General features: G+C 35.8%; 13 protein-coding genes. 7 read left to right on the plus strand and 6 right to left on the minus strand.

The window, feature by feature from the left end; genetic code table 11:
* The first annotated feature begins 87 nt into the window (after positions 1-87).
* Positions 88-924 carry an aldo/keto reductase gene (locus FC46_RS00430; RefSeq protein WP_057797067.1) on the plus strand — a complete coding sequence of 279 codons (837 nt, stop codon included), beginning with the start codon at positions 88-90 and terminating at the stop codon, positions 922-924.
* 85 nt (positions 925-1009) lie between these two features.
* Here FC46_RS00430 and FC46_RS00435 read toward each other — a convergent pair whose 3' ends face one another.
* On the minus strand, positions 1010-1864 hold the full coding sequence (locus FC46_RS00435; protein ID WP_236702279.1) for a helix-turn-helix domain-containing protein: 855 nt from the start codon (positions 1862-1864) through the stop codon (positions 1010-1012).
* Between the two features lie 171 nt (positions 1865-2035).
* Between FC46_RS00435 and FC46_RS00440 the strand changes: the two genes are divergently transcribed.
* Entirely contained in the window at positions 2036-3118 is a 1083-nt protein-coding gene (locus FC46_RS00440; protein WP_236702280.1) for an SLAP domain-containing protein, read from the plus strand.
* 183 nt (positions 3119-3301) lie between these two features.
* Here the strand turns inward: FC46_RS00440 and FC46_RS00445 are convergent, their stop codons facing one another.
* From FC46_RS00445 to FC46_RS00455, 3 genes are all read right to left on the minus strand, one after another.
* Positions 3302-4624, minus strand: a complete 1323-nt coding sequence (locus tag FC46_RS00445) for a solute carrier family 23 protein (RefSeq protein ID WP_057797069.1) — start codon at positions 4622-4624, stop codon at positions 3302-3304.
* Positions 4625-4634: 10 nt separating this feature from the next.
* Complete coding sequence (gene pyrR, locus FC46_RS00450; RefSeq protein ID WP_057797070.1) at positions 4635-5165, minus strand: bifunctional pyr operon transcriptional regulator/uracil phosphoribosyltransferase PyrR; 531 nt, start codon at positions 5163-5165, stop codon at positions 4635-4637.
* A 179-nt stretch (positions 5166-5344) separates the two neighbouring features.
* Positions 5345-6148 carry a Cof-type HAD-IIB family hydrolase gene (locus FC46_RS00455; RefSeq protein ID WP_057797071.1) on the minus strand — a complete coding sequence of 268 codons (804 nt, stop codon included), beginning with the start codon at positions 6146-6148 and terminating at the stop codon, positions 5345-5347.
* A 100-nt stretch (positions 6149-6248) separates the two neighbouring features.
* Here FC46_RS00455 and FC46_RS00460 point away from each other — a divergent pair, with 100 nt between their 5' ends.
* Positions 6249-7088 carry an AraC family transcriptional regulator gene (locus tag FC46_RS00460; protein ID WP_057797072.1) on the plus strand — a complete coding sequence of 280 codons (840 nt, stop codon included), beginning with the start codon at positions 6249-6251 and terminating at the stop codon, positions 7086-7088.
* A 16-nt stretch (positions 7089-7104) separates the two neighbouring features.
* Here FC46_RS00460 and FC46_RS00465 read toward each other — a convergent pair whose 3' ends face one another.
* Positions 7105-8310: a multidrug efflux MFS transporter gene (locus FC46_RS00465; RefSeq protein ID WP_057797073.1), complete on the minus strand. Its 1206-nt coding sequence runs from the start codon at positions 8308-8310 to the stop codon at positions 7105-7107.
* Between the two features lie 168 nt (positions 8311-8478).
* Here FC46_RS00465 and phnD point away from each other — a divergent pair, with 168 nt between their 5' ends.
* From phnD to FC46_RS00485, 4 genes are all read left to right on the plus strand, one after another.
* Positions 8479-9417, plus strand: coding sequence for a phosphate/phosphite/phosphonate ABC transporter substrate-binding protein (gene phnD, locus FC46_RS00470; RefSeq protein WP_057797074.1), 939 nt, complete (start codon positions 8479-8481; stop codon positions 9415-9417).
* Between the two features lie 107 nt (positions 9418-9524).
* Positions 9525-9995, plus strand: a complete 471-nt coding sequence (locus tag FC46_RS00475) for a MarR family winged helix-turn-helix transcriptional regulator (protein ID WP_057797075.1) — start codon at positions 9525-9527, stop codon at positions 9993-9995.
* Positions 9961-11697, plus strand: coding sequence for an ABC transporter ATP-binding protein (locus FC46_RS00480; protein ID WP_057797076.1), 1737 nt, complete (start codon positions 9961-9963; stop codon positions 11695-11697). Before FC46_RS00475 ends, FC46_RS00480 begins: the two co-directional genes overlap by 35 nt.
* The gene (locus FC46_RS00485; RefSeq protein ID WP_057797077.1) at positions 11697-13454 is read left to right on the plus strand and encodes an ABC transporter ATP-binding protein; all 1758 of its coding nucleotides are present in this window, start codon (positions 11697-11699) and stop codon (positions 13452-13454) included. The genes FC46_RS00480 and FC46_RS00485 overlap by 1 nt, the downstream gene beginning before the upstream one ends.
* A gap of 149 nt (positions 13455-13603) precedes the next feature.
* Here FC46_RS00485 and FC46_RS00490 read toward each other — a convergent pair whose 3' ends face one another.
* On the minus strand, positions 13604-14512 hold the full coding sequence (locus FC46_RS00490) for an amidohydrolase family protein (RefSeq protein WP_057797078.1): 909 nt from the start codon (positions 14510-14512) through the stop codon (positions 13604-13606).
* Positions 14513-14538 lie beyond the last annotated feature (26 nt).

Below are 14538 nucleotides of genomic sequence, written 5' to 3' on the forward strand. Positions count from 1 at the left end.
TTTTGAAAATAAAGTGTCTGGAAAAAAACTAACTCCTAGCAATCAATGCTAAAATAATAAAAAAGTTAGTTTGCAAAGGAAAACGCTATGGAAAAATTCGTTACATTAAATAATGGCATCAAAATGCCCCGATTAGGATTTGGTGTATATCAAATCGATGATTTGGCACAAGCTCAACAAGTCGTTGAAGATGGTTTGCAGATCGGCTATCGTTTGGTTGATACTGCACAAATCTATAATAACGAACAGGCAGTCGGGGATGCAATCAAACATAGTAATGTTCCTCGTGAAGATATCTTTATTACTTCAAAAATCTGGGTTGATGATTACGGATACGACAATACTCTCAAAGCCTTTGAAGATTCAATGAAGAAGCTGCAACTTGATTATCTCGATCTTTACTTGATACACAAGCCATATAATGATTATTATGGTACTTGGCGCGCGCTTGAGCGCTTATACAAAGAAGGTCGCATTCATGCAATCGGAGTTAGCAGTTTTTGGAATGAGCGACTTGCTGATCTAATTACCTTCAATGATGTGAAGCCAGCAGTAAATCAGATTGAGACTAATGTCTGGAATCAAGAGTGGAAGTCGCAGCTATATATGGAAAAAGAAGGTGTTCAACCTGAAGCCTGGGCACCTTTTGCAGAAGGTGCTGGTCAGATATTTATCAATCCAGTTTTGAAAGAAATTGCTTCAAAATACCATAAAACCACTGCACAAATAATGCTTAGATGGTTCTTGCAAAGAAATTATGTTGTAATTCCTAAATCAGTTCATAAAAAGAGACTAGCAGAAAATTTTGATGTTTTCGATTTTGAATTAGATTCTTCAGATATAGAGAAGATTAAAGCTTTGGATCAAGGGCATAGCATTTTAGAGGATGAAATGGATCCAGAAATTGCAGAGAGTTTTAGATAAAAAACACTGATCTATTTTATGTTAGATCAGTACCAAGATTTAGTGGGACTTTTTAAATTTTGACTTTTTCTCAGATACTATTTGTTTAATCATAAATTTGTTTGATTTGATCAAAAAATGTAACGAAACCATCTTCAATGGTTTTGAGATCTAATATTTTTGTGGTATAGATAATTGCTTTAACATCTTGATCATCTTTTGTTTTTATATACTTAATAACTGCTCGATATAGTCTGATATGCATTTTTTCAAACGCAAATCTATCAGAAATTGGTAATTTTTCAAAATTATTCATTAAATTCTCTGCAAGATGGTAATCGCGCTTGAGTAAGACAGCTATTGAATTTAATAATGCTGCAAGTACTTCATCATACCATCTTTTATGATTTAATTTATGGTTAAGAGAGTAAGTTATCAATGAATTAGCTAATCGATTAATATTATGAGGTGTTAATAATCCTAAAGTATTTCCAAAATAAAATACGGTTTTATAGTTCCACTCAGAAATATTTGACATAATGCTCGTTAATCTTTTTTTATCAAGATCTGTAAATGATTTATTTTGACTCAAATCTTGATAAAAAGTGCAAGCAAAACAATATTCTATAAAATAATCTAGTTCCTGAGGATGGCTATTAAACAATGCTCTTTTTTCCGTAACATATTTATATAACGTATCAATATCGCTAGCTATATATGCAGAATCTATTTTGTGAGTTATATCCAATAATTCAGGAGAAACTGGATTCTCAAGGAATTCGATAGGTTGAATATTGATTTTGTTGAGAAGCATGAGAACTTGATTAAATGATAAATTATCTTTTCCCATTTCCCATAATGAAAGAGTTGATTTAGAAGTAATACCATCTGCAGCCTTTTGTAATGTTATATTTTGTTGTTTTCTAAGTTCACGAAATTTCTTACCGTAAATATTGTCCATATTGATCACGTATCTCCAAAATATAATACTTTATGTAATTGTAATATAAATATTCGAATGGTTTATTTAAATTCCTAAATATAGGAATTTGAAACAGTATGAGTCTTTAATATTGTACAATTAGATATTGATTAGAAACTTTCTTTGTTTTTAGAATATGAGGTAAAAATCATGAAAAAGGCAAAAATAATTAGTTTAACTGCTGCAGCATTACTTGCAGTGGCTCCAGCTGTTACAAATGCTATGCCAGTTTCAGCAGTCAATAATGCGCAAGCAACGACAACCGCAAATAATTCGACTAGCGAAAATCCTGTAATTACTTATAACGGAAAAACATATGATAGCGATCAAGATATTTCTGATATAATTTCTGGTACATCATTTGGTCGTGTATTACAAGAAGATAATATTAATAAATATACTAACGATTTAAAAGCAGCTTTTACCGCCACGGCATCAAGTAATGATAATACTAAATTAAATGTTTCTGTTTACACTGGTGATGTTAATTTCAATATTGCTGGGAAATATCCAGTTAAGATTTCAGCAGTAAATAATGCAGGCAAGGTTACTACTTTAACTTTCCAAATTATTGTAGGTAGTCAAGGTGCTGGTGCTACTTATGCGGTTGCCCAACCACAGATTAAGGGTAATGTTGGTTTATTTACAATTCGTGATGGCAAAGTGATTCGCAATTCTTACGGTTCATTTGTGTTACACGGTGGTACAATTGTTGCTACATTTGGTACAGTAATAATTGATGGCGTTTCATATACACATTTAAATAGTGCAGACTCAGACATTTTTGTTGAAACAAAATCAGTTGATGGTACATATCCTGAATCTGCTATTACTGATAATGGACAGCCAAAGATAGTAACTAAGACTTTAATGCATACGGCGCTTGCTTATAATGCTGATGGTCATTCAACTGGTAAGAAATATTATGCATATCGGCGCTTAACGTTGAGTGTTAATACTCAAAATATCCAAGGGTCAATGTATTACTTGGTACAGGGAACTAATGATTATGTAAAGGTTGGTAACATCGATGGGACTAAGCGTACATTAACTCACAACGCTTACATCTATGCAACTAGTACTCGTCGTTCAAGTTACACATTACTTAAGAAGGGGACTACAATTACAACTTACGGTAGCACTTACAAATTTAAGAATGGTAAACGTTACTACAGAATTGAAGGAGCAACTGCATCAAATAAGCGCTATGTTAAGGCAGTTAACTTTGAATAAAATCTCATAAAGATGAACATGAAAGGGCGATCAAGAAGTGATCGTCTTTTGTCTTCCCCTAAGCAATCAATACCAAAATTATTAAAAGGTAGTTTGTAAACTAAACTGCAGACAAAAAACACTGATCTATTCGATGTTAGATGAACATTGATAGGTCAGTGTTTTTAATATATTTATTTAAATCTATTGGTAAATTTTACCATCTTGTTTATTCTTTTCTTCAAGTGCCTTTTCACTAGCAGCTTTCTTAGGTAATACCCAGTTCAAGATCATACCCATAATTGTTGAAAGAGCAACTGAAGTTAATTGGAAATTACCAAGTTGAAGGTAAGCACCACCAATACCGATAACCAAGATAACTGAAGCAATTAACATATTACGTTTTTCTTCAAAGTCGATCTGATTATCGACTAAAATCTTCAGGCCGTTAGAGGCAATAGTACCAAAGAGCAAGAATGAGATACCACCAATAACTGGCATTGGAATTGATTCAATAAGTGCCGCAAGTTTACCTACGAAACTAAAGACGATTGCACAAACTGCAGCTCCAGCAAGTACCCAAACTGAGTGAACCTTAGTCATTGCCAAGACACCAATGTTTTCACCGTATGAAGTAGTAGGAGGACCACCGATGAAACCGGCAATAATTGTGGAAAGACCGTCACCCATCATGGTTCTGTGAAGACCAGGATTCTTGAAGAAGTCACGCTTAGTAAGTGAGTTAAGCACCATAATGTGACCCATGTGCTCAGTCATTGTAACAAAGGCTATTGGTGCCATTGCTAAGATTGCTGCTGGGTACCACTTGAAGTGGTAGCTGATGCCCATTACATCAAGGGATGGAAGTGAGAACCATGCAGCTTTTGCAACACCTGAGAAGTCCACGATTCCTAAGAAGCAGGAGAGGACGTAGCCACAGATGATTCCCAGCATAATTGAAACTAAACTAGTGAAGCCCTTAAAACACATTTGGAAGATCAAAGTCATAACCAAAGTGAAGATAGCTACACCAAAGTAAGTTAAGTCATACTTTTGATTGTTTAACATCGCATCATTTGCGGCAGTAGTTGCAAGTGACAAACCAATAACGATAATAATTGGGCCAACTACAATTGGAGGGAGAACTTTGTTAACCCAGCCAGAGCCAATTTTAGCGATGATCAGGGCGACAATTACGTAAACTAAACCAGAGGCAATCGCACCTTGAGCAACCGCTGGATAACCGTCAGCCTTCATCAATGCTTGCATAGTTGCAACGAAGGCAAAACTTGAACCTAAGTATGCTGGGATCTTAAAGCGAGTTAAGATCATGTGTACCAATGTACCGATACCTGATGAAAGAAGGGCAATACTTGGGTTGATCCCAATCAAAATTGGAACTAAAACGGTTGAACCAAACATGGCAAACATATGCTGCAGGGAAAGTAAAATGCCTTGTCCCAGTTCAGGTTTTTCATAGACGTCTAAAATCGCGTCCGGATTTCTAAATTTTTCTTTTCCGTTCATTCATACACTCCTAGTCGCCTACAATTTCGATACTGTCTTGATTGTCAATTTCTGACATTTCTACCTTAACTTCTTCAGTTTGAGCAGTTGGGATGTTCTTACCGATGAAGTCTGGTCTAATAGGTAATTCACGGTGTCCGCGATCAACTAAAACTGCTAAGTTGATCTTAGAAGGGCGTCCTTGATCCATTAAAGCATCAAGTCCAGCACGAATTGTTCTACCGGTGTAGAGCACATCGTCTACTAAGACAACATTCTTATCAGTAATCTCAAAGCCTAGTTGCTGTTCATGAATCATTCTTGCTTTTTCTGTATCAGATAAATCGTCACGATACTTAGAAATATCAAGTGCACCAACTGGAATCTCAACATCTTCTAGGCGCTTCAAATTAGCTGCAATCCTCTGAGCAAGGTAAAGACCACGGGTCTTAATTCCAACTAAAATTAAATCATCCGTTCCTTTATTACGTTCAACAATTTCGTAAGTCATTCGCATGATAGCTCTTTTCATGCCAATGGCATCAACAATTTGCTTAGCCATAACTTCTTCCTCTCTTATTTTGGATGACCAAAGAAAAAAAGACCACCTTGTCCAAATAGCAAAGATGGTCTTTCTGTTTATGTCATGCAAAAATAAAGCTGCATGATCAACGCAGATTTCCTTCTTAGCCTCACGGGACTAACTTTAAAGGTCATCACTTCAATTTGATACTTATTTAACTAGGATTTTTCTTGTTTGTCAAGTAGATTCTCAAGATAACTTAAGACACCGTCTTCTTTATTGCTTGTAGTTATGTGGTCAGCCACTTTAAGTAAAGCAGGAGTCGCATTCTTCATTGCTACACCGTCGCCAACTTCTTGAATCATTTCAAGATCATTTCCACCATCACCGAAGGCAACCATTTCATCCAAGGTAACGCCAATAGTGGCGCCTAATTCCTTGAGGCCATTAGCTTTGTGAATACCTGGCTGAACAATATCGATATCGCCATGACCACTTGAAGTTACTTCTGCAATGCCTGATAATTTTTCCTTAAATAGCTGAACATAATAATCGGTTTTATCATCAGGGCAGGTGATAGCGAATTTTAAGATGCGATCATTGATCTCGCTAAAGTCGTCAATCTTCTTGAGATGGTAATAGTAATGGCTGGAGAAGTCGAAGTAATCTTGACCAAGTCTTCTTAGCTCATAAGCATTCTCAGCCCCACACACCAGAAACTGAATTTCGGATAAATTATTTAAAAAAGATTCGATTTTTTTGACCGAAGAGAGGGGATATTGGTGTAAGGAGATGATTTTTTCTTGGCTACGAATCAAGGCGCCATTTTCTGCGACATAAAGTACGTCGGGATATTTTTCGAAAAATGAGCATAACTGGAAATATTGATTGCCGCTGGCTACTACAAATTGAATATTGTTTTTTGTCAATCGTTGGTAGATTTTTGCAAAGCGATCTTCGTCATAAGTCTTATCGTCACGTAAAAATGTGCCATCCATATCAACAGCAACTAGTTTAATCATAAAAATTTCCTCCTTGTTTCTTAGCTAAGTTAAGAATATCATTTATGAAAAGACCCTAAGGTCTATTTTAGAAAGTAAAAAGTTACAAATTAGAAAAATTATGGTTAGACACGAAGAAGTACAAAATAATCCGAGATTGCCGTTTTATTTCTATCGCGATTACGATGTGAATATTTCAGAGCATTGGCATCAAGGAATTGAGTTAAATTATTTGATAAAAGGAACAGATCTGCGTTTTGCAATTGAAGGTCATACTTATCACTTTAATAGTGGGGATTTCTGGTGTGTTAATCGCGCGCAGATTCATAGTTCTTCTGGTGAAAAGGGCGAGTGGAATTGTATTGGCATAATTATTGACGATGATTATCTATTGAGTCAGTACCCATCAAGCGTGAACTGGAATATTAATTTGCTCGGTGAGAAAAATTGTAAAAATGAGCAAGCTTATCAAGAAATGTGCCAATCGTTGGTCAAGATTTCAAATTTGATTTCTAATAAAGTTGACGATGATGTTCGTTTTTTAATCATGATTGAATTAATGAAAATTATTGTGCTGCTTGATCAGAATTTTAATGAAACTAAAATTATTCAAACAAAGCCGAATCGATCTTTGAATCAAGATTTGATCGCCTATTTAAATCGCCATTTTACTGAAGGAATTTCTGTTGAAGATGTAGTCGAGCACTTTAATTCATCCCATGTCACACTTAATCAACAATTAAAAGAAAATACAAAGATGTCGATTTCAGAGTATCTTAGACTTCTTCGCTTAATGAAAGCAAGAGAATTACTTTTAAGTACTAATAAGAGCATTGAATTAATTGCCTTTGAAAGTGGATTTTCAAACGGCCACGTTTTGAATCGTAATTTCAAAAAATGGAAAAATAAAACTCCTACTCAATATCGTAATGAGTTTGCGCAATATTACTTGCCTCATTAGAGTAGAAGAACAGATTTTATTTTTGGATATTTCTAATAACATTGATTCTGAAAAGAAGTAAGTTGAGCAGAACAATTCCAGTGGTAACAATAAAGACAGCACTATAATTGAACAAGCCAGAAACAGTGGAGCCAAGTAGCGGACCAATGATGTTGCCAATATACATTGCAGACTGATTCCATGAGAAAATCCGTCCGGTAACTGCTGCGGGAGAGTTTTTAGTAAGCATTGTCTGCACTTGTGGGAATAAACAAGCATCTGAGAAGCCAACTAAGAAACGTAAAATTCCCAATTCGACAGTGTTTTGAACAAATGCTGTCAAAAAGAAGAAAATCGAAGCAGCGATAAATCCGACAACAATAATTTTATGAGTTCCGATGCGATCACCTAAAGCACCAAATCGTGAAGCGACTAAAAAGGTTGCAATTCCGGGGAGCGCAGCAATAACACCAGAAATAAATACGACATTTCCATGATTATTAAGTAATTGTCGAACATAAAGTGAAACGATTGGATTAATTGAATTATTGGCTGCCTGAATAATCATAGTTGTTAATAAAAGACCAAAAATAAGTTGGGGAGAACGCAGTGATTTGATTACGCCACTGGTTTTCTCCAATTTTTTTGCAGTGATGGGTGTAAAGTCAGCTTCGTGAACAAAGAATAAAACAAGTGCTGAACAGATTAATAAGAGACCACCAGTAATCATAAAGGTAACACGATAGGAGAAAATTGAAGTTAAGGCTCCGCCAATTAATGGTCCAAGTAAAGTGCCGGCAGTGGTAGCAGAAGCAATGGTTCCGAGCGCTTGACCCGAATTTGTTTTTGGTGTTTCTGTAGCTACCAGTGCATTTGAGTTTGAAATAAAACCAGCAAAAACACCTTGCAACATCCTAAGTAAAAGCAATTGCCAAACGTTTTGAACTAAACCCATTGAAGCAATAACAATTGCCATTCCAAGGCCGGCTCGTAGAATCATAGGTTTTCGACCTTTTTTGTCAGCTAATTTTCCCCACCAAGGTGAAACGACTGCTGAGACAATAAAGGTACCTGAATAGACGATCCCTGACCAAAAATTAAGTTGTTGATGGGTGAAATCGCCTAAGGTGTTAATGTATAGGGAAAGAAATGGCATGATTTCTGAGAAAGCAATACCTGCAATGAAAACTGCAATTGATAGAATATAAAGGTTTCTTTTCCAAATTGGTTTGGTTTGAGTCATTGAATCACATCCTTAAGGATATTTTACACCTTTTCACAATACAATTAGTTTAACACGAACAAATATCTTCATTTCATTAATAATTGTAAAGAAAACAGTTGATTATTTTGTAACTTTTTTCTATAATCAATATGCAAATCAAAATAATACGAATTTTCGGAGGGGAAAATGAAATTTAAAAAGCTATTAGTTGGGGTAGTTGCGCTTGGTGCTGCTATAATGGCAACCGCTTGTTCAAGTTCTTCAAATAACGAAGGAACTACAGGTAAGGATGGGTATACACCTAAGCAATTGAATGTACAATTTGTGCCATCTGTACAGGCTAACAAAATGGAGGCAAGAGCTAAGCCATTAGAAGCTTTACTTAAAAAACAGCTTGGGATTCCAGTTCACGTTACTGTTTCAACAGACTACAACGGCTTAGTTGAAGCAATGAATTCTAAGAAGGTTGATGTTGGCTTCATGCCACCTGATGCATACGTTTTGGCTCATAAAAAGAAGATTGCTGATGTTTTGCTTCAAGCACAGCGTTACGGCTATGATGAACCAAGTGGTAAAATGAATCACACCTTGATGAATAAATACCGCTCCGGAATTTACGTTAAGAAAGGTTCTGGCATTAAGTCATGGAAGGATTTGAAGGGAAAGAAAATTGGTGTAATGGATCCAACTTCTAGTTCTGGATATGTCTTTCCAATTGTCGAACTAAACAAGAAAGGGTTGAATGTCCTTAAAGATTGCAAGATTGTGCAAATTAAGGGGGCAGACCAAGCAATTATTTCTGTTGAAAATGGCGACATTGATGCAGCCTTTACTTTCGCAGACGCTCGTCCAATTGCTGCTCAAGATGAACCAAAGGTAATGAAGGATGTTGTTCCAATTTACTTTACCAAATGGATTCCAAACGACACTATTTCTGTTCGCCATGATTTAAGTCCTAAGTTTAGAAAGAAATTGTCAAAAGCCTTCAAGAAGATTGCTAAGTCTAAGCAAGGTAAGAAGATTATCGAAAGTATCTACCAACACTATGGATATGTAGATGCTAAAGATTCTGACTTTGATATTATTAGAAATTACCAAAAGGAATTAAATTCTATTCAAAAGTAATAAGTTTTTTAAAAGCACCGCGTGTGCTTTTTCTTTTGTTCTTGACAATAGTCTACCCATAGACTAATATTAGTAATCAGATTTAGTACATGTGAGGACTATTATGAATGGAAATTAGTTTAGCAGAAAAACTGAATATCGCCATTCTGCGTGGTGGCAAGGGATATGAGGAATGGAATAATCTGCATCATCTTCCTGATTATTTATCTTTAATTCTGCATGAATTATTGATCAGAAAGAAAGCAACGCAGAAGGACCTAGTCAATTTGAGCGATTTACCCAAACAATCGATTAATAAAGGAATCAAAATCCTGCAGGATCAAGATTATCTTGAGTTAATCGTTAATCCAAAAGATAAACGTCAAAAATATTGCCGTCTGACGCCAAGCGGGAAAAAATACGCTCAACAGACAATGCAACCGTTGATGGATATTGAAAAAGAGGTGGTTCGAAAAATGGGTGCTGAGAAGATGCACCAATTTATTTCATTAAATGAAGAATGGAATGACTATTTCTGGGATTTACTTAGAAAAGAGGATAGAAATGAACACACTAAAGATATTAAAACCACACTTTAAAAATTATCGTAAAGAAATTATTGCGGCTTTAATTGCAATTTTCGTTTCAGCTTTCGCGACTTTGTATCAACCAAGATTGCTCGAAAATATTCAAAAAGCAATTATGGCAGATCAACAGCAAAGCGTTGTACGTGATGGGATTTGGCTAATTGTCTTAGGCTTAATTGCAATTGTGGCTGGAATTTTCAATGTTTACTACGCTGCTAAAATTGCACAGGGTGTGACTAGTGACTTGCGTGAAGAAACTTATGCTAAGATTCAAAGCTTTTCATTTGGCAATATTGAGGATTTTAGTGCAGGTTCATTGACTACACGTTTAATTAACGATATGAACCAAGTGATGAACATGATCATGCAATTGTTCATGCAGTTACTCAGAATGCCAATTTTAATGGTTGGCTCATTTATCTTCTGTATTATCATTATTCCCCGTTATTGGTGGGCTACTGTCTTAATGGTTGCATTAATCATTGGAGTTGGAGCGATTGTTTTAAATAGAATGAACAGTTTATTCGATAAGTTCCAAGTTTTGATGGATAGGATTTCAGGACAAGCCCAAGAAACCTTACAAGGGGTTCGAGTTGTTAAGTCTTTCAATCAAGGTCCACAAGAAATCAAAAAATTCGATCAAACTTCAGACAAGTTGAATGACTACAACATTACAATTGGTTACTGGTTCTCAGCTGTCATGCCCGCTTTTTCAATGATTGCTTACTTAGTGATCACGTTAATTATTTTCTTGATTGGCCGCAGCATTACCAACCATCCAACAGATGTTGCAATTGTAAGTCCATTTGTTAACTATATTTTGACACTTCTTTGGACAACGATGATTGCCGGAATGACTATGATGCAATTTGCCCGTGGGTTGATTTCTTTAGGCAGAATTAAGGAAGTTTTAGATACCGAGCCAGATGTGAAGTTCAATGATAATGCCCCTGTTGAAAAATTAGGCGGTAGTGTTGAATTTGATCATGTTTCTTTCACTTATCCAGATGGTGACCAAGAGACTTTAAAAGATATTTCTTTCAAAATTCCAGCAAACCAAATGGTCGGAATCGTTGGTGCAACTGGTTCTGGTAAGTCGACTTTAGCACAGTTAATCGCTCGACTATATGATCCAACCAAAGGCGAAGTTAAGATTGGCGGTCATAACTTAAAGGATGTTAATGAAAAATCTTTGCGTCAGACAGTTTCTTTTGTATTGCAAAGAGCAGTGTTATTTTCAGGAACAATTGCAAGCAACTTACGTCAAGGTAAATCTGAAGCAAAACACCACGAATTACAAAGAGCAGCAAGAATGGCACAAGCTGCCGAATTTATCGAACGCTATAATGATACCTTTGATCACGAAGTCGAAGAGCGTTCTGCTAACTTCTCAGGTGGGCAAAAGCAGCGCCTTTCTATTGCTCGTGGATTAATTGCCAAATCTCCAATTTTGATTTTGGATGATTCAACTTCGGCTCTTGACGCTGAATCTGAAAAGAAAGTGCAACAGGCACTTGAACACGAAATGCCTGATACCACAACTTTTATTATTGCTGAAAAGATTGTTTCAGTTAAAAATGCTGATCAAATTTTGGTATTAGATGACGGAAAATTAGTTGCTCAGGGTACTCATGAAGAATTGATCAAAACTTCTCCGGTTTACCAAGAAATTTATAAGACTCAAACAGCGAAAGAAAGTGTAGGTGAAGAATAATGTCAGATACTAAAAAGGCTCTAAAATATTTTGTTAAATATCTGCGTCCTTACTGGAAAGGTATTATTGTCATAATTATTTTGTCACTTATTTCTAGTGTAGCAGCTGTTATTGCACCTACTTACTTGGGCCGCACGGTTACTTCTTTGACTAACTTTGTTAATGGTAAGGGCGGCATGAATTCCTTCTATAATGCATTGTGGGCCATGTTAGCATTCTTTACTTTAAGCATGGTGTCAATTTTCATTGCTTGGATGGTCATGTCAAAGTTCAACGCTGATGCTACTAATGACATGCGTGAGAATTTATTTAGTAAATTTCAAAGAATGCTCGTACGCTACTTTGATACACATCAAGATGGTAAATTGTTATCCTTGTTCACATCCGACCTTGATAACATTTTTAACGCAATGAACAATGCGATCTTTGAAATTATATCTCAAGGAATAAGATTTATCGGTACAATTATCATCATGTATGTAGTTGATGCTCGTCTTGCTACGGCGACGATTGCAACTACTCCGGTTATCTTGATTATCTGCGTGATTTTGATGAAAAAGGCGCGCATATACATTGATAAGCAGCAAGATGAAATTAGTGATTTGAACGGTTATATTACTGAACAAATTAATGGTGAAAAAGTAATTATTACTAATGGTCTTCGTGAAGAATCAGTTGAGGGTTTCAGAACTTACAACAATAAGGTAAGAAGTGCCATGTTCAAAGGTCAATTCTACTCAGGAATTTTACTTCCATTGATGAATGGTCTTAACTTACTTAATTTGGCAATCGTGATTGCTGTTGGAGCATGGTTGATTATGTCTGGTCAGGTTAGTCAAGCCGTTGGTTTGGGTTTAATCGTAACCTTCGTTGAGTATTCACAAACTTATTTTGAACCATTAACTCAAATTTCTTCAATTTACTCAATGATTCAACTCGCTTTAACTGGTGGTAGAAGATTGGCTGATGTTGAAGCACAACCTGATGAAGATGCAGTGGTAAATGGTAAGACAATTACTGGATTAAAGAACGGCTTGAAGCTTGAAGATGTTCACTTTGGTTACACTAAGGATAAAGAAATTTTGCACGGTGTTAGCGTCGATGTAAATAAGGGACAATCTGTTGCTGTAGTTGGCCCAACGGGATCTGGTAAAACTACTATCATGAACTTAGTTAATCGTTTCTATGATGTCGATTCAGGCCGTATTACGTATGATGGTATTGACATTAGAGATATTCAATTGAAATCATTAAGAGACAATGTGGGGATTGTTTTGCAAGATTCAATTCTGTTTACAGGTAGTGTTGCTGACAATATCCGTTATGGTAAGCCAAATGCAAGCATGGAAGAAGTGATTTCTGCGGCTAAACAAGCTAATATCCATGACTTTATTGAAAGCTTACCAGATGGCTATGACACCCAAGTTAGTGATTCTAGTTCAGCCTTTTCAACTGGGCAAAAACAATTGATGTCAATTGCGAGAACCATTTTGACTAATCCACCATTTTTGATTTTAGATGAAGCAACTTCCAATGTAGATACGGTTACTGAAGAAAAAATCCAAATGGCAATGGATAGAGTAATTGCAGGTAGAACTTCATTTGTGATTGCGCACCGCTTGAAGACAATCTTGAATTCAGATAAGATCTTGGTCTTAAAAGATGGTCAAGTAATCGAAGAAGGAAGTCACAAGCAACTACTTAAAGAAAAGGGCTTCTACTACAAGCTATATACAGATCAAACTGTTTTTGAATAAAAGTGAAAAGAAGTGTCTGGGAAATAAGTCGATTTTTAGTTAATTTTTGACTTTTACCCAAAATAAAAATCCTATTAAATCGCGGTTTTGATTATTGATCATTACTGATAAACCTTGATTTAATAGGATTTTGTCATTTCTGAGTTTTTTCAGGTCTTTAAGAAGTTAACAAAATTCTCTGAAAAGATTTTTTGCTTATCTTGCTTAGAAATAGCTAAATTATTGATTGCACCACTAACTTCTGCATTTGCTCCAGATGGTGGGACTGCAAATGGAGCGTCAGTACCAAATAAAACATGATCAAGACCATAGTAGTCAATTGCTAATTGAAGCGCAGGTGTATTTCCTAAAATTGCGGTATCAACATAGAAATTCTTAAAGCATTTAGCTTCTTCATTTGGCAAAATATGATTAATTCTTTCGGCAAAAAATGGTACCATTGCACCAGCGTGGTGAACTAAGATTTTTAAGTTAGGATAATCTTCAAAAATCTTACTTTCTACCAATTGCAACATTGCTTGAGACAATTCATATTCCCAAGAAAAGACCAAGTTATTATCTGGCTTGCGTTGATCAAAAACCGGATGTAACCACAAGGGAAGATTAGCCTCAGCGGCTTTTGCTAAAACAGGTCTAAACTCCGGATCAGCAATACTTTTACCCAAATGCCGAGTGAAGATCTGTGCTCCAATCAAATGTGGATTCTGTACAATTTCGTCAACTATTTTGATAGCTTCGTCTATATTGTTCATCGGTAATACACCAACGCCAGCTTCAAATTTATCTGAATGGTCAAAAACAATCTCGGCTAATTCATCATTGGCTTTACGAGATAATTGAGCAGCTTGATTTGGTTTACAAAAATCTTCTGGGCTAATGTTTACTAAGGAAATAGCTTGTTTAGTATTGTCATTTGGCCACTGCTTTAAGCGTGAAGTTAGGTCAATCAAATTTTTGATTTTGATGAAAGGAAAGATGGTTGGAATTTCTGGCGAAATCTCCAACATATCTTGGTAATATTTAGGCGGTAGTATATGCGCAAATGCGTCAATTTTCATCGAATCACCTCTAGATTTTTAATGAA

It is taken from the genome of Lactobacillus kalixensis DSM 16043 (assembly GCF_001434335.1).
In the GTDB taxonomy this organism is placed as follows: Bacteria; Bacillota; Bacilli; order Lactobacillales; family Lactobacillaceae; genus Lactobacillus; species Lactobacillus kalixensis.

Excerpts from the sequence above, each read along its gene's own strand:
- FC46_RS00455 (WP_057797071.1), bottom strand. The coding sequence starts at position 6,148 with ATGATTAAACTAGTTGCTGTTGATATGGATGGCACATTTTTACGTGAC.
- FC46_RS00465 (WP_057797073.1), bottom strand. The coding sequence starts at position 8,310 with ATGACTCAAACCAAACCAATTTGGAAAAGAAACCTTTATATTCTATCA.
- FC46_RS00445 (WP_057797069.1), bottom strand. The coding sequence starts at position 4,624 with ATGAACGGAAAAGAAAAATTTAGAAATCCGGACGCGATTTTAGACGTC.
- FC46_RS00440 (WP_236702280.1), top strand. The coding sequence starts at position 2,036 with ATGAAAAAGGCAAAAATAATTAGTTTAACTGCTGCAGCATTACTTGCA.
- FC46_RS00480 (WP_057797076.1), top strand. The coding sequence starts at position 9,961 with ATGAACACACTAAAGATATTAAAACCACACTTTAAAAATTATCGTAAA.
- phnD (WP_057797074.1), top strand. The coding sequence starts at position 8,479 with ATGAAATTTAAAAAGCTATTAGTTGGGGTAGTTGCGCTTGGTGCTGCT.
- FC46_RS00435 (WP_236702279.1), bottom strand. The coding sequence starts at position 1,864 with ATGGACAATATTTACGGTAAGAAATTTCGTGAACTTAGAAAACAACAA.
- FC46_RS00485 (WP_057797077.1), top strand. The coding sequence starts at position 11,697 with ATGTCAGATACTAAAAAGGCTCTAAAATATTTTGTTAAATATCTGCGT.
- FC46_RS00490 (WP_057797078.1), bottom strand. The coding sequence starts at position 14,512 with ATGAAAATTGACGCATTTGCGCATATACTACCGCCTAAATATTACCAA.
- FC46_RS00460 (WP_057797072.1), top strand. The coding sequence starts at position 6,249 with ATGGTTAGACACGAAGAAGTACAAAATAATCCGAGATTGCCGTTTTAT.
- FC46_RS00430 (WP_057797067.1), top strand. The coding sequence starts at position 88 with ATGGAAAAATTCGTTACATTAAATAATGGCATCAAAATGCCCCGATTA.
- pyrR (WP_057797070.1), bottom strand. The coding sequence starts at position 5,165 with ATGGCTAAGCAAATTGTTGATGCCATTGGCATGAAAAGAGCTATCATG.
- FC46_RS00475 (WP_057797075.1), top strand. The coding sequence starts at position 9,525 with ATGGAAATTAGTTTAGCAGAAAAACTGAATATCGCCATTCTGCGTGGT.